A 15,175-nucleotide genomic window follows, 5' to 3' on the forward strand; every position below is an offset into this window, starting at 1 on the left:
AAAATGGCAGTGAAAGAAGCCTATATTGTGGCGTTAAATGGGGCCGCCGTTTTTAAATGGGGTGATCTAAACCCCTTGATGACGATTAAGATGCCAGTAACATTAGTTGAACAAGTGGTTGCTAATGGCGATTTGCAACAAGTCAATACCTATCTTAGTACAGATATGAGTTCTTATATTTTAGTACGTGATGAATCGTTATTGACGATGTTTGCTAAAAATGGGGAACTGACTACAATTGAGACGCTAGCTAACTTAGGTGATGACCAAGCGAAAGTTTCTAAGATGCTCTATTGTACGAAAAATCCAGCAATTCTAGCAGAACTCGTTGCCAAAACAAAGGATTTACCGGTGGCCGCGGTTAAACCGGATGAAATGTGTCTGGAAATAACGGCACAAGCTACGAGTAAAGCCAAAGGGTTACAGTTTTTAGGAAAGCGTTTAAATATTTTACCTGAGGAAATGGCTGCAATCGGAGATAGTGAAAATGATTTTGAAATGCTCAAATATGTAGGAAACGGCATTGTGATGGCTAATGGGATGCCACACATCAAGGCCATTGCGGATTACGTCACTTTGAGTAATGATCAAGATGGGGTAGCGCATGCTATCAATTATTTATTGCACTAAAGCCTTGTGGTACCTACCAATTACGTATAATTAGTCAGATGCCATTGACTTTAGGGTGTTAATAGGGTAGATTAATGTATGTGGTAGATACCAGTTACCAAGGAGGCGTTAGCGTGGTTACACATAAGAATAACCAACCACTTTATAATCAATTAGTGGATACTTTAAAAATTAAGATTGAAAATGAAATGAATGTAAATGATCGATTGCCCTCTGAACGTGAATTATCAACTCAATATGGATTGAGTCGGACGACGGTCAGAATCGCATTAAACGAACTGGAATTGATGGGATACGTTCATCGACAACATGGTAAAGGAACTTTTGTTTCAAATTTAATTAAGGGACAGACGGATTTAGGTGGTACCTACAGTTTTACAGAGCAAATGAAATCTTTAGGTAAGGTTCCTGAGACGAAGATTTTGAGTTTAAAAACAATGAAAGCCAACCAGTTTGTAGCAGAAGGATTAGGAATCGCTGTTGATGATGACATTATCAAAATGAAACGGCTACGTTCAGCAGATAATGAACCAATGATGTTAGAACGAACTTATTTGCCACTTAGTAAGTTTCCCGACTTAACGTTAGAAATGCTACAAACAACACCACTGTATGAACTCTTTATGAAGCGCTATAACCAAACAGTGAAAGTTGCAGATGAGATTTTATCGGTGGGGATTATGACGGCTAAAGATGCGCAACTCCTTAAATTTTATGAAGGCGCACCGGTCCTAAAGCTCAAACGGACAACTTATAATAATAAAAATGAAATTATCGAATATACACTGAGCGTGGCGCGTGGTGATAAATTTACCTATCATTTGCGGCATCAACGATAATTTTTTAAAGAAGGAGCGAAGTATTATGTTTGAAGAAAATGAAAGCGCATTATCGAAAATGGGCGCTAGTATTACGACCCACGAAATCAAACAGCAACCAACACTATGGCAAGAGGCCTTTGACAACTTTAAGGCCCAAGCAGTAAAAATTAACACCTTTCTTACAGCAATTACACCACAAAATGGCTTACCAATTCGGGTTATCTTTACCGGAGCAGGAACATCAGCTTATGTTGGGGATACAGTGATGCCTTATCTAAATCAAGCAGGGGATACGGAGCGTTACCAATTTGAAAGTATTCCAACCACTGATATTGTTGCGGCGCCGTATGATTATTTAAACCCTGATGTAACGACGATTCTAGTTTCATTTGCGAGAAGTGGTAACAGTCCTGAAAGTGTTGCAACAGTTGAAATTGCTAAGCAAGTGATTAAAGACTTATATGAAATCACGATTACTTGCGCACCGGATGGCCAACTAGCAGTTGCTTCTAAGAATGATGCTCGCAATTTATTGTTGATGATGCCAGCGGGTGCTAATGACCAAGGCTTTGCAATGACCGGTTCCTACAGTTGCATGTCACTCACGGCCCTATTGGTCTTTGATCAAACACCAATTGAGAAAAAAGCCCACTATGTCGCAAAAATAATTGCGATGGGTCAAGAAGTGATTGCACGGGAAGCGGAAATTCAAGCCGTCGTTGATTTGGACTTTGACCGAATTGTTTATCTAGGATCAGGGAGCTTATCTGGATTAACACGTGAAGCGCAATTGAAAGTGCTTGAATTAACAGCTGGTAAGTTAACAACGATGTTTGATTCATCAATGGGCTTCCGACATGGGCCTAAATCATTCGTTAACGAACAAACATTGGTTTTTGTTTTCGTCAATAACCAGCCTTACACGAGACAATACGATGTCGATATCTTGGAAGAAATCAACGGTGATCAAATTGCCGCTAAGACGTTAGCAATCGATGTGCAGGGCGCGCAAAATTTCTCAGGTGATCGGTTCACTTTCGAAAGCGGTTGCTCGCACTTGCCAGAAGGGTATCTAGCATTGGCAGATGTGATGTTTGCCCAAACGGTCTCCTTATTAAGTTCGATTAAGGTTGGCAACACACCTGATACACCATCACCCAGTGGGACGGTCAACCGCGTGGTTAAAGGGGTTACGATTCACGAATACGAATAGATTGGCCTTAAATATAATGATGATCTTGGGGGCTTTAAAGTGGCGACATATTATATTCATGCAGACAAATTTTTTTTGAAGAATAAAGTTGAAAATGGTGGCTATTTAGCCATTATTGATGGTCGTTTTGGAACATATCAAACAGAAAAACCAGACGGCGAGATTAAGGATTATAGTGGCAAATGGATTGCACCGGGACTCGTAGATACCCATATTCATGGCTTAAAAGGGCATGATGTAATGGATAATGACTTTGAGGGTGTTAAAGCAATGTCAGACGGGCTTTTAGAATGTGGGGTAACGTCTTTCTTACCCACGACCCTAACGGCAGCACCTGAAACATTGAATGAGGTGATTGCTGATATTGGGGATCATTATACGGAAGCTTCAGGGGCGAAGATTCAAGGCGTTTTCTTTGAAGGCCCATTCTTTACTGAAGAACATAAGGGCGCTCAAAATCCAAAGTACTTCTCTGATCCTAGTCTTGAAATTTTTAATCATTGGCAAGCGTTGGCCCATGGCATGATTAAAAAAATCGCCATTGCGCCGGAGCGAAAGGGTGCTAAAGTCTTCACGGCAACGTTAAAACAACAAGGCGTCAAAGTGGCGTTGGCCCATAGTAGTGCAACCTATGAAGAAGCAAAGGAAGTTGTTGAAGCAGGTGCTTCAATCTTCGTTCATACCTATAATGGCATGAGCCCACTAAATCACCGTGAACCGGGGATGGTTGGCGCCGCTATGACGCTCAAAGATGTTTTTGCTGAATTAATTTGTGACGGGCATCATGTCCATCCACAAGCCGCTCAAGCACTGATTAGTGTGCGAGGGACAGATCAAACCGCACTGATTACTGATTGTATGCGTGCTGGTGCAATGCCGGAAGGCCCATCAATGTTGGGTGAGTTCCCTGTAATGGTTAAAGATGGGGCGGCTCGCTTGGAATCTGGTAGTTTAGCAGGGAGTGTTTTAATGCTCAAGCAAGCTGTTAAACATATTGTGGATTGGAATATTGCGACACCCGCCCAAGCGATTAAGATGGCTAGTCAAGTACCCGCGGAAAGTGTCGGAATTGATAATCGATGTGGCAGTATTACACCGGAGCATGCTGCCGATTTCATTGTTTTTGATCATGATTTAAATCTTGTTGAAACTTATTTAGATGGTATTTTACGTTACCAAAAATAGTTAATTAATATTAAAGGAGATTTATACCTATGCTAAAACTAACACCTGCCAAAAAAGAAGCTTTGAAACGATTATCAACAAAGGATGGCATCATCAGTGCGCTCGCCATCGATCAACGCGGTTCATTGAAAAAAATGATTGCTAGTGATGTCCAAGGCAATCCAGAAAAAGAAATTGTTAACTTTAAAGTTGCTGTTTCCGAAGAACTAACACCATTTGCTTCATCAATTCTTTTAGATCCAGAATATGGCTTACCAGCTGCTAAAGCCCGGGATGACGATGCAGGTCTCTTATTGGCTTATGAAAAGACGGGGTATGACGCAACGACACCAGGGCGCTTACCTGATATTTTGGAGGATTGGTCAGTTCGTCGGATTAAGGAAAATGGTGCAGATGCGGTCAAGTTCCTTCTCTATTATGATACAGACGAAGATGATCATATTAATCACTTGAAACATGTTTTCATCGAACGTTTAGGAAGCGAATGTGTGGCAGAAGATATTCCATTTTTCCTTGAATTAGTGGCTTATGATGCGAATAACGATGACGCTAATGGTGCAGCCTATGCAAAGGTTAAACCACATAAAGTCATTGAAATGATGAAAGAATTCTCAAAAGCACAATATCACGTGGACGTTTTAAAGGTCGAAGTGCCGGTTAATATGAAATATGTCGAGGGCTTTGGCGATGGTGAAGTCGTTTATACAAAAGCAGAAGCGGCCGCATACTTTAAGGAACAAGCCCAAGCAACCGATTTACCATTTATCTTCCTAAGTGCCGGTGTGACAGCTAAATTATTCCAAGAGACATTAATTTTTGCCAAGGAATCAGGGTCAACCTTCAATGGTGTTTTATGCGGCCGAGCAACATGGAAAAACGGTGTCAAACCATTTGCTGCTGAAGGTGAACAAGCTGGCCGTCAGTGGTTACAAACACAAGGTAAGCAAAATATTGATGAACTAAATGCAGTTTTACAAAAGACAGCTACACCATGGTTTGGAAAAGTAATGGCATAAAAATAAAAGGGCTGACTTTGCGAAGTTTAGCCCTTTTTAATTAGGGAGGTAACCAGCATGATTTTAACAGTCACTTTAAATCCGGCAGTTGATATTTCTTATCCGCTTGATACCTTAGTTATCGATGATGTAAATCGGGTGACACAAGTTAGTAAAACGGCCGGTGGTAAAGGTTTAAACGTTTCAAGAGTCCTCCACCTAATGAATCAAGAATTATTAGCGACTGGGATTGTTGGCGGCCATATTGGTAACTTTATCAAACAAAAATTAGATGAAGATCATATTCAACACGCATTCTTCGAAATCAAGCAAGAGTCACGGAATGCGATTGCAATTTTACATGACGGCGGCCAACAAACTGAAATTCTAGAAGCCGGTCCCACGATTTCACAAGCTGATGCCCAAGCTTTCCTAGCGTTTTATGAGACCTTATTACCACGGGTTAACACAGTGACCTTATCGGGTAGTTTACCAGGGGGCTTATCAAATGATTACTATGCCAAAATGGTTACAATGGCGCGCGATGCGGGTGTTAATGCCATTCTGGATACATCTGGGGTTTCATTGGCGGCTAGTTTAGCAGCGCCTGTTAAACCAACTTTAATTAAACCTAATGAGACAGAAATCGCCCAATTAATAGGTCATTCAGTTGATGTTAATCATCTAGCAGCGTTAAAACATAGTTTACAGGAAGCGGTTTTTGAGGATGTTGAGTGGCTGGTTGTGTCGCTGGGGGCTGCGGGCGCATTTGCAAAACATAATAATCGATTTTATCGTGTGACCATTCCCAAAATCCACGTTGAAAATCCAGTTGGTTCTGGGGATGCGACGCTCGCCGGATTAGCAATGGGCATTGATGCAAACGCCTCGGATGAAATTATTCTTAAAACGGGGATGACTACCGGTATGTTAAATACCATGGAAAAACAAACAGGCTTCGTTAATCCTGAATTATTTGAGACTTATTTTGAGCAGGTAATAGTTGAAGAAGTTTAAAAGTTAATATAGTCCAAAGTTATGAATATCATGGCTTTGGATTTTTTTATACGCTTATTCAGGGTACTATTTTTCAAAAAAATTGGAAAAGGTTACCCTTTTAAAGCATTGCACTAGCCCATACAATAAACCTATAGAAGTAAGCGCTTACTTTAGGCAAAAGGAGGTCCCTATGCGATTGTATCGAATCGTAAAACTATTCCTTGATTATTCACAGTTTATGACTTTAGCAGATTTAGCGACAACTTTAAAAGTAAGTACCAGAACAATCAGAACAGATATCGACGAATTAATGAGAGATGCTGGTGAACAAGGGTTCGAAATCCTAGAGCGTCCTAAGAAGGGGTACTACTTGGTGATTCATGATTCAGAAAAATTCCAGTTGTACTTTGATACTTTGAAAAAGATTGATTTTAAAACGCCTGATCGCCGGCGCAATATGCTGTATGTAAACTTATTATTCCAAGCTGACTATCAGACAATTGCTAATTTGAGTGAATTGCTTCAAGTAAGCAAATCCCAAATAAAGATCGATTTAAAAAAATTAACACAAGAGAAAAGCTTAACAGGTCGATTGGAACGAAGAGCACACTACGGGCTTCGATTGACAGTTAGTTTTGAAGATCGACTAACAATGATGCTCGAACAATACTATGCAGCCGATACAGATTTTTTGACACTATATTATCAATTTCTTGATGCTGGTGTGGAAGAACAGTTAATTCATTTTGTTAATGCTTTGCTAGCAAATAGACAACAGTATCGAGATGAGCAATTAACTTTGATATATCAAAAATATTTTATCAGCTACGCTTTTATTGCGTTTAATAATCAGCTGTTATCACCAGCTGATTTTTCAGAAGCAGTATTTAGAGAACTGTTGGCAATCTCAGAATTTAAACCATGTGCGGATTATCTGGCGCAATTAATAACGGATCAATCAAAAGGATTGGATGTTCCACCAGTTGACTGCGTCAAAATCGAGCATGAAATTGAGTTATTTTTTCGTAAAATCGATGGTTTATACCAAACGAATATGTCTGAAGACCAGGAATTTATGCGATTAATTAAACTTCATATTCGGGCTTTGATTGGACGCCAGCCATTTCAAGAGGATTGTCACCAGCCATTAACAATTGAGATGAGTCAGCGATATGCTCAAGAATTTGATTTTTCATTAAAATTAGCAGATATGTTAGAAGAAGCCTTTAATATCCAGATTACTGCGGTCGAAGTAGGTTTGATTTGTACGCATCTAGCAGTTCATTTTGAGCGGCATAAATATCGACAGATAAATAATTATCGCAAAATCGCAATTGTTTGTTCGAGTGGTGGTGGGAGTGCGCATCTCATAAAACTTCAATTGAGTTATCTCTTCACAGATGCCACTATTGGGACTTTCGCCTTGAATGCTGAAGAACAGATTAGTACTTTTAGGCCGGATATTATTTTCTCGATTAGGCCGTTACGTGCGACTTACCAAGTACCAGTGGTTTTAATTAATGAATTGGGATTAGATTTAACGCCCAATACACTGTTAGAAGCAATTGCGCAACAAAGCAGTAATGTGGCCGAAAATGATAAACAAGTTTTTTTATCGCTATTCGATAAACACTATTTCAGACGAGAAAAAGGGATAACTTACCCACAATTATTAGCTCAGATGTCAAACCAACTCGAAGATGACGGAATTGTCGAGTCTGGCTTCACACAGAGTGTTTTGGAAAGAGAGAATTTACTGAGCACGCTGTATGGCGAACGACTGGCTATACCACATCCACTTGAACTACTTGCTAAGCGAAATCAAATCTCAGTGGCGCTTTTCCAACCAACACCGAATGAGCCGTTTAAAATTATTTTCCTTCTAGCAATTCAGGGCCAGCAAGTTAATTTAATCAGGATGGTTACCGAAAAAACTTTTCAATTACTAGGTAAGGAACAGATGCTTCGAGAACTGTCAGAGACAAGTAGCTTTGAAGAATTCTATGTCATATTAAAAAATAGTTTGTAAAAAAGGAGCAGTAATAATGGCGAACATCACAATTGAAACACTCGAAAAATTATCCAATGCGGATGGGATCGCATCTTGTGAACAAGAAGTTAGAGATGTCATCAAAGCGAGTATTAGTGAGCACGTTGATGATATTAGTTACGACGGTTTAGGCAGTCTTATCGCAACTAAGCAGGGGCAACCTGGTGGGCCCAAGATTATGATTTGCGCCCATATGGATGAGGTTGGGTTCATCGTTAGAAGTATTAGTACAGGCGGATTAATTCAATTAATGGTCGTTGGTGGCGTTAAGTTAAATGCGCAACAATTTCAAAAATTACGTGTGACTACGCAAACTGGCGCTAAAATCAGTGGGATTGTCTGTGGCGAATATGATAAAACAGCCGCCTCTAAGCTTTACCTGGATGTAGGGGCTACTAGCGCTGAAGACGTCGCCCAGTTAGGGATTCAAATTGGTGATATGGTGACTTACGCGACACCATTTGAATCGTTTGATTTAACTGATATTTATGCTGGCAAGGCGCTTGACGATCGATTAGGCTGTTTCATTATGACGGAAATTGCTAAGCGTTTAGCTGATGAATCGTTAGAAAGTACGATTCAATATGCTGCAACGAGTAGTGAAGAAGTTGGTATTCGGGGTGCAAAGACGGCAGTTTATACAGGTAATCCAGATGTCGTTTTTGTAATTGACGTCGCTTGTTTTCCAGATGAATACGTTCGAGATCATACAAATAATCGTCAAATTGGCAAAGGGATGATGTTAACGCATTTTGATCGTACGCTTGCCCCTAATCGTCAATTAATTAAGATGGTCAAAGAAACGGCCCAACGTCACCAGTGGCCACTTCAATTGGATATGTTTAACAACGGTGGTACTGACGGTGGAGAGGCGCATAAGGTTAATGAAGGGAAACCCACCGTAGTCACATGTTTACCTTGCCGTTATGGTCATTGTGCGTATTCAATGATTGATATGAAGGATATTGAAGATTGTATTTCAATTTATGTTGATTTATTAAAAAATTTCCATCAAAAAGATTTACAAAACTTACTCACATTTTAAGGAGCATACAGATGGCACAAAAAGAGATTGATATCATGACAATTATTTCGACAGCTGGAGATAGTAAGGCGAAGGCATTCATGGCGTTGAAAAAAGTTCGAGATAAGGACTATGTAGGGGCCCGTGCACTTATTGCCCAGGCGCGTCAAATTGGCACAGCTGCGCATAATATTCAAACAGATTTAATTACAGCAGAATTAGATCCGGATCAAGAGAGTCCAGAAATGGGGCTGTTGATGGTTCACGCGCAAGATCACTTTATGACGTCACAATTAGCTTGTGACTTAATCGAATCGTTAATCGATGTATTTGAAGGAGGAAAATAAAATGAGAATTTTACTTTGTTGTGCAGGTGGTTTTTCAACGAATATGTTAATGCAAAATATGAAAAAGGTCGTTCACGAAAGCCAAAAGTTAAACGATGATGATTTTGCATTCACGGCGATTCCCGCAGATAACTTGGAAAGCGAGATTGATAACTGGGATATTGTATTAGTTGGACCACAAATCACACATAAAATTGATTTTATCCAATCGTTAACCGAACCACGTCAAATTCCGTATGCCATTATTGATAAAGATGTTTATGGCCAAATGGATGGCGCAACAGTGATGAAATTAGCGTTGGTTACTTATAACAAATATCAAGCTGGCCACTAGTATAAATTAGATCGAAGGGAGAAATAGCGATGTTTTCAAAATTCGAAAGTATTATGAATCGGTTCTTCATGCCACTGGCGCATAAGGTCGATAATCAACCACACTTGAGTGCGATTAAAGCGGGGATGGTGGCAATGACCCCCTTTACTATTTTAGGAAGTTTCTTTGCCATTATTCCGGCATTGCCGAATATGATTGGTCTGAAGAATCCAGTCAGTCAGTTTATTCTAGGGAATGCTGAGTTACTCGATTTACCTGTTAAATTATCAATTGGTTTGATTGGATTATACGCCTGTATGTGTATTGCTTATCAACTCGGTAATCACTATAAATTGTACATCCCGGGTTGTGTAACATTGTCGACGTTCTCATTTTTATTTATCGCGGCATCGTTTACGAAAGATGGTGCGTTAGAATTTACCAATTTAGGCGCTAAAGGATTATTCGCTGGAATGATTGCGAGCATCTGTTCCGTTGAACTTTATCACTTCTGTAAAGCCAAGAATTTAACGGTTAGAATGCCAGAAGGAGTACCGGATTTTGTTTCTAAATCCTTTGAATTAATTCCAACTACGATTATTGTCGGCGGGACTTTTATTTTTGCGCGATTCCTCTCATTAGAATTAACCGGTCAACTACCACCAGATTTATTAACGAAACTATTAGCCCCACTAGTTGGGAGCATGGACAACCCATGGGCGGTATTGGGCTTAAACTTTGCGATTTGTACGATTTTCTTCTTTGGGATTCATTCTTCTGTTTTTGGACCGATTACGCGACCAATCATGGTAACGTTTATTGCCGAAAATATTGCTGCAATGCAAGCTGGTAAAGAATTACCACATTTTTATACAGCGGGGGTTTCAAGTGCTTTCTTCGGTTTTACAGGTGCCGGTATTACAATGGGCTGCGTTGTCGCCTGTATGATTTCAAAGAGCAAACGCTATCGTAAAATTGGTCAAGTAGCACTTTTTCCATCATTGTTTGGAATCAATGAACCCATTTTATTTGGGGCACCGATTATTTTAAACCCCATCATGTTTATTCCGTTTGTTTTTGGAGGCGCCATTATCGGAACGTTACCAATGTTCTTCATGAGTTGGGGTTGGATTGCAAAGCCAGTTTTTGATCCACCATATGTCGGTGTTTTCTTAGAAGGTTTTTTAACCAACGGTGATTGGCGGTCAATTGTCGCTAATTTATTACAATTTGTATTAGCAGTTGCAATTTATATCCCATTCTTCAAAGTCATGGAAAAAGCTGAATTAGAAGCGGAAAACAAATCAGTTGAAGCAAGTAAAGACATATTTAATGCGGATGACAAAGAAGTGCTTGATGGATTAGATCTTGATTTCTAGAAGGAGGCTTCAAAATGACCGTCCAAGTTGAAAAAGTGCAGCACCTTCTGGATGAAATGAACTTGCAAGCTTTGATTATTAAAAGTAAAGCGAATAAAACCTATTTAGAATCGTTAACAGGTAGCGGCGTTTGGTTACTGATAACCAAGCAAACTAAGTATGCCTTTATGGATGGTCGCTATGTGGCTGAAGCACAACAAAAAATGAGTGATTTTCAAATAGAAATAGTCTTCCAAGGGACGTATCTACAGGCGATTATTGAGAAATTAACGGCTTTACAAATTGATAATATTGGCTTTGAGGATCGCGCATTTTCAATTCAAGAGTATCAACTGCTACAAGCAGATGAGCATCATTTCGAGCCACTTGGTAGCCATTTGGCAGTTATCAGAGCGATTAAAACCGATGCTGAATTAGTCAAAATGAAGGCGGCTTGCCAGCTGACAGATACTGCTTTTGCGCAATTGTTACTGCATGTTAAAGCCGGTGTGAGCGAAAAATGGTTATTAGGGCAACTTTATGCGATTATTTTTGACTTGGGTGCTGACGGAATGGCGTTTGAGCCCATCATTGCATCTGGGATTAGAGGTGCAATGCCACATGGCCGGGCAACGGATAAATTGATTCAAGAAGGTGAACTTGTCACAATCGATTTTGGTATCATCTTAGCCGGCTATCAATCAGATATGACCAGGACAGTGGCTATTGGTCAACCAAGTGTTGCAATGAAGCGTGTTTATGAAACGGTCAAGGCTGCGCAACAATTGGGAATCGATAGTCTACAGGTTGGAACAGTGGCTGCCGACAATCATAGCATCGTAGCTGATTTCATTATGGGCCAGGGTTATGGTGATTATTTTAATCATGGTTTAGGTCATGGCATGGGAATTGGGGATGGCGAACTACCAGTGCTGAATGCTAAAAGCCCGGATCAATTACAAGTGGGTATGGTGATGTCGTGTGAACCGGGTATTTATATACCTGATTTAGGGGGGGTTCGGATTGAAGATGACGTGGTTATCACCAAAGATGGGCCTGTTATTTTAAACGAAACGACCAAGACGCTGTTGGTACTTTAAAATTAATGAATAAGGTGTGGCGTAAATGATAAAATATGATTTCGATACATGTGCGGATCGACGGATTGATCACGCGCGCAAATGGGACCGCAAAATTGTTCAGGGGAAATTTCCAAAAGTGAGAACTGATTTCATTCCCGTTTGGATTGCAGATATGGATTTTCAAGCAGCCCCCGAAATTCGAGAAGCCCTAGCAAATGTCGCGCTAAATGGGGCATACGGTTACACATATGCCACTGATGAATGGTACGACGCTGTTTTAAATTGGCAAAAAAGACGGCATCATAATCGGCTAGAGCGTGATTGGTTAACGCTCGGCTATGGAACCGTCCCTAATATGCATTATTTATACCAAGCCTTTTTGGCACCAGATGAAAAAGTCTTGATGAATACGCCAGTTTACGGACCATTCGCTTATGCGGCTGAACATAACGGGTATCAAATTGTTAAAAATAAGCTTAAATTAGAAAATAAACGATATACGATTGATTTTGAATTACTGGCAAAACAGTTACAAGACGATAAAATTAAGATTTATCTACTCTGTTCACCGCATAATCCAAGTGGTCGGATCTGGCAACTGTCTGAAATGCAACGGATTGCGCAGTTATGCCTCGAAAACAACGTCTTATTAGTTGTTGACGAGGTCCATTCTGAACATATTATTAACGGGCAATTTTATTCAGCCTTTCAATTGCCTAAACAGTATTGGAACCAATTAATTGTTTTAACCTCTCCCAATAAAGGATTCAACCTAGGCGGTTTAAAACTATCTTATTCAATTATTCCTAATGTAAAATTGCGGGAAAGATTACGTCAACAATATGCTAAAAATTCAATTACTTCACCTAATGTTTTTGGACAGATAGCGATGATTGCGGCTTATAATCAAGGGGAAGAATGGCTGAACCAATGTGAGGCGTATATCAAACAAAATTATGTAGATATTCAAGTCATGTTGGCTGAATCGTTTGATGGCTGGGAAATGTGTGACATGGATTCGTCTTATCTACCATGGGTTAATATTGCTAATACACCTTTTACGATGCATGAAATTGTTGACATGATGGCCAATGAAGCCGGTGTTATTTTGGGTGATGGCGATGATTACGTTGCGGATGGTGACACCTTTATTCGGTTAAATCTAGGCGCACCTAATGCATTGATTAAAGAATCAATGACTAGAATGGCAGAAGTTTGGCAAGCACATACAAAATAAAAATAACGGTTCAAAATCATAATAAGATTTTGAACCGTTATTTTTATTTAAGCATCATATTCCGCCAAGTCATAGTCTTGGATTGCCTTTTTGATTTTGGTTGCGTAGTTGGGGTCAGTGGCATAACCAGTCTTTTGTAAGAGATCGGCTTGTTCCGCATAATTAGTGAGGTTGGCGAGTGTTGTATAAGTGCCAACACTCAGAAAGTCACTATGATCTTGAATCGCGATTTCAAGAGAGGGGTAAACCTTGAAATAATCTTTAATGGTGGTTCGTTGATTATTTTCGTATTCATCGGTGGTCATTAGGATTTGCTGGCCTTGGTATTGACCCTTAACGCCAAAAAGATTATTGGCTTTGGTTGCTAAATCACTGCGTCCCCAGTCAGATTCAATAATGGCTTGGGCGATAATAATACTAGGTAAAACCTGATGTTTTTTTTGATAGACCAATTTAGCATTTTGACCGATTTTTTTAATGAAGCGACTTTGTCGTTGCTGTTCTTCTTGATTAGTTTCCCAAGTTCGAGCGGGTGTTTGACTGCTTTGATGTAGGCCGCAGCCGGTCAGTAGCACTAACAGACTACTGAAAATTAGTCCGATTCGTATTTTAGACGTGATTGTTGCCAATAAATTGCCTCCCAATTGATAGTAAGATTCAGCTTAACAAATAATACGGTAAAATAATCAAAATACCTCCGAATTTTAGTGTGATTTAGTTAATTTTAAATAAATTTAAGAATAATCGGTGGGATGTCAGTTTAGAATTTACGTTGTTCGCGCAATGCGGTACACTAAAGTTAGTTCCAAAAAAGCGTTCACAAAGTTTAGGAGGGGTTTTAAAATGACACACAAAATGATTTTAGATTTAGATACTGGAATTGATGATGCATTGGCGATTGCCTATGCATTAGGTTCACCAGAAGTTGAATTAATTGGCATTACCTCAGAATATGGCAATGTTTTGACGGAAAGAAGTGTCGTCAATAGTCAACAAATCTTACATTTATTGGGCCATCCAGAAATCCCTGTTTATTTGGGCGCTGGTCATTCTACAACGACGAACGACTTTAGCGTGTTACCAATTAGTGCGGAAATCCACGGGCAAGATGGGGTCGGCGAAATCCATTTAACACAGCCGCATCCGGATGCGGCTAGCCAGTCAGCTGTTGATTTTATATTAGCTGCTTGCCAACAATATGGAGCTGATCTCAGCATTGTGGCGACTGGCCCAATGACGAATTTAGCCCTAGCGATTCAAAAAGATTTGCCAACACTGCAAAAAGTGGGACAAATCGTTATCATGGGGGGCGCGCTCACCGTTTGTGGGAATGTTTCACCATATGCAGAAGCTAATATTAGCCAAGACCCAGAAGCAGCCGATTTACTTTTCAAGAGTGGGTTACCAGTCACGATGGTCGGTTTAGATGTGACGCTCAGAACACTCTTCACTAAGAAAGATACACAAGAGTGGCGGGCACTTGCAACGGATGCGGCGAAAGCCTATGCCGATATGGTTGATTATTATATTAAGGCGTATGAAGTGACATCACCGCATTTACATGGTTGCGCCTTACATGATCCATTAGCAGTGGCAGTGGCCATTGATCCAAGCCTTGTGACAACCTTCCCATTAAACTTAAAAACAGAGGTTGAGGGGCCTTCGCGCGGTCGGACAATCGGCGACAATGCTCGCTTGGACGATCCGAAAACGAGAACGGCTGTCTGCGTTCAAGTCGATACCCCTCGTTTTTTGAACGCGTTTAAAACACGGATTGGTCAACTCTTAAAAGCAGTAAAATAATTAACAAGCAGAAAAATAGGATTATTAAATTGAAGGTCGTATATTAGCGTTAAAGTAAGCGCCTGTGGCTAATTTAGTCATGGGGGCTTTTTTGTGTTATTTTTTGTAACTAATAATT

Annotated in this window: 15 protein-coding genes; 14 read left to right on the plus strand and 1 reads right to left on the minus strand. The window is 40.1% G+C overall.

What is annotated here, in order from left to right; all coding sequences use genetic code 11:
* Positions 1 to 3: 3 nt before the first annotated feature.
* The 13 genes from C0213_02830 to C0213_02890 all read left to right on the plus strand — a co-directional run bounded on the left by C0213_02830 (position 4) and on the right by C0213_02890 (position 13,254).
* Positions 4 to 630 carry a hypothetical protein gene (locus C0213_02830; GenBank protein ID AUX11382.1) on the plus strand — a complete coding sequence of 209 codons (627 nt, stop codon included), beginning with the start codon at positions 4 to 6 and terminating at the stop codon, positions 628 to 630.
* A 74-nt stretch (positions 631 to 704) separates the two neighbouring features.
* Positions 705 to 1,469: a GntR family transcriptional regulator gene (locus C0213_02835; GenBank protein ID AUX11383.1), complete on the plus strand. Its 765-nt coding sequence runs from the start codon at positions 705 to 707 to the stop codon at positions 1,467 to 1,469.
* A 25-nt stretch (positions 1,470 to 1,494) separates the two neighbouring features.
* The gene (gene agaS, locus C0213_02840) at positions 1,495 to 2,664 is read left to right on the plus strand and encodes a tagatose-6-phosphate ketose isomerase (GenBank protein ID AUX11384.1); all 1,170 of its coding nucleotides are present in this window, start codon (positions 1,495 to 1,497) and stop codon (positions 2,662 to 2,664) included.
* Positions 2,665 to 2,739: 75 nt separating this feature from the next.
* Positions 2,740 to 3,849 carry an N-acetylglucosamine-6-phosphate deacetylase gene (gene nagA, locus C0213_02845; GenBank protein ID AUX12798.1) on the plus strand — a complete coding sequence of 370 codons (1,110 nt, stop codon included), beginning with the start codon at positions 2,740 to 2,742 and terminating at the stop codon, positions 3,847 to 3,849.
* Between the two features lie 29 nt (positions 3,850 to 3,878).
* Positions 3,879 to 4,865 carry a tagatose-bisphosphate aldolase gene (gene lacD, locus C0213_02850; GenBank protein ID AUX11385.1) on the plus strand — a complete coding sequence of 329 codons (987 nt, stop codon included), beginning with the start codon at positions 3,879 to 3,881 and terminating at the stop codon, positions 4,863 to 4,865.
* Between the two features lie 57 nt (positions 4,866 to 4,922).
* Positions 4,923 to 5,861: a tagatose-6-phosphate kinase gene (gene lacC / locus C0213_02855; GenBank protein ID AUX11386.1), complete on the plus strand. Its 939-nt coding sequence runs from the start codon at positions 4,923 to 4,925 to the stop codon at positions 5,859 to 5,861.
* 172 nt (positions 5,862 to 6,033) lie between these two features.
* Complete coding sequence (locus tag C0213_02860) at positions 6,034 to 7,872, plus strand: hypothetical protein (protein AUX11387.1); 1,839 nt, start codon at positions 6,034 to 6,036, stop codon at positions 7,870 to 7,872.
* A 25-nt stretch (positions 7,873 to 7,897) separates the two neighbouring features.
* Positions 7,898 to 8,938 (plus strand): peptidase M42, encoded by a 1,041-nt coding sequence (locus tag C0213_02865; GenBank protein ID AUX12799.1) that lies wholly within the window; start codon positions 7,898 to 7,900, stop codon positions 8,936 to 8,938.
* Between the two features lie 11 nt (positions 8,939 to 8,949).
* Positions 8,950 to 9,264 (plus strand): PTS lactose/cellobiose transporter subunit IIA, encoded by a 315-nt coding sequence (locus C0213_02870; GenBank protein ID AUX11388.1) that lies wholly within the window; start codon positions 8,950 to 8,952, stop codon positions 9,262 to 9,264.
* A gap of 1 nt (position 9,265) precedes the next feature.
* Positions 9,266 to 9,598, plus strand: a complete 333-nt coding sequence (locus tag C0213_02875; protein ID AUX11389.1) for a PTS sugar transporter subunit IIB — start codon at positions 9,266 to 9,268, stop codon at positions 9,596 to 9,598.
* Between the two features lie 29 nt (positions 9,599 to 9,627).
* Positions 9,628 to 10,956 (plus strand): PTS sugar transporter subunit IIC, encoded by a 1,329-nt coding sequence (locus C0213_02880; GenBank protein ID AUX11390.1) that lies wholly within the window; start codon positions 9,628 to 9,630, stop codon positions 10,954 to 10,956.
* Between the two features lie 14 nt (positions 10,957 to 10,970).
* The gene (locus C0213_02885; GenBank protein ID AUX11391.1) at positions 10,971 to 12,035 is read left to right on the plus strand and encodes a peptidase M24 family protein; all 1,065 of its coding nucleotides are present in this window, start codon (positions 10,971 to 10,973) and stop codon (positions 12,033 to 12,035) included.
* 25 nt (positions 12,036 to 12,060) lie between these two features.
* Entirely contained in the window at positions 12,061 to 13,254 is a 1,194-nt protein-coding gene (locus tag C0213_02890; protein ID AUX11392.1) for an aminotransferase, read from the plus strand.
* A 47-nt stretch (positions 13,255 to 13,301) separates the two neighbouring features.
* On the opposite strand, the gene C0213_02895 is transcribed toward C0213_02890, so the two are convergent.
* Positions 13,302 to 13,898: a hypothetical protein gene (locus C0213_02895; protein ID AUX11393.1), complete on the minus strand. Its 597-nt coding sequence runs from the start codon at positions 13,896 to 13,898 to the stop codon at positions 13,302 to 13,304.
* Between the two features lie 199 nt (positions 13,899 to 14,097).
* On the opposite strand from C0213_02895, the gene C0213_02900 reads away from it, so the two are divergent.
* Positions 14,098 to 15,057: a nucleoside hydrolase gene (locus C0213_02900; GenBank protein ID AUX11394.1), complete on the plus strand. Its 960-nt coding sequence runs from the start codon at positions 14,098 to 14,100 to the stop codon at positions 15,055 to 15,057.
* Positions 15,058 to 15,175: the final 118 nt, after the last annotated feature.

The sequence above is a fragment of the Latilactobacillus sakei genome (genome assembly GCA_002953655.1).
GTDB lineage: Bacteria > Bacillota > Bacilli > Lactobacillales > Lactobacillaceae > Latilactobacillus > Latilactobacillus sakei_A.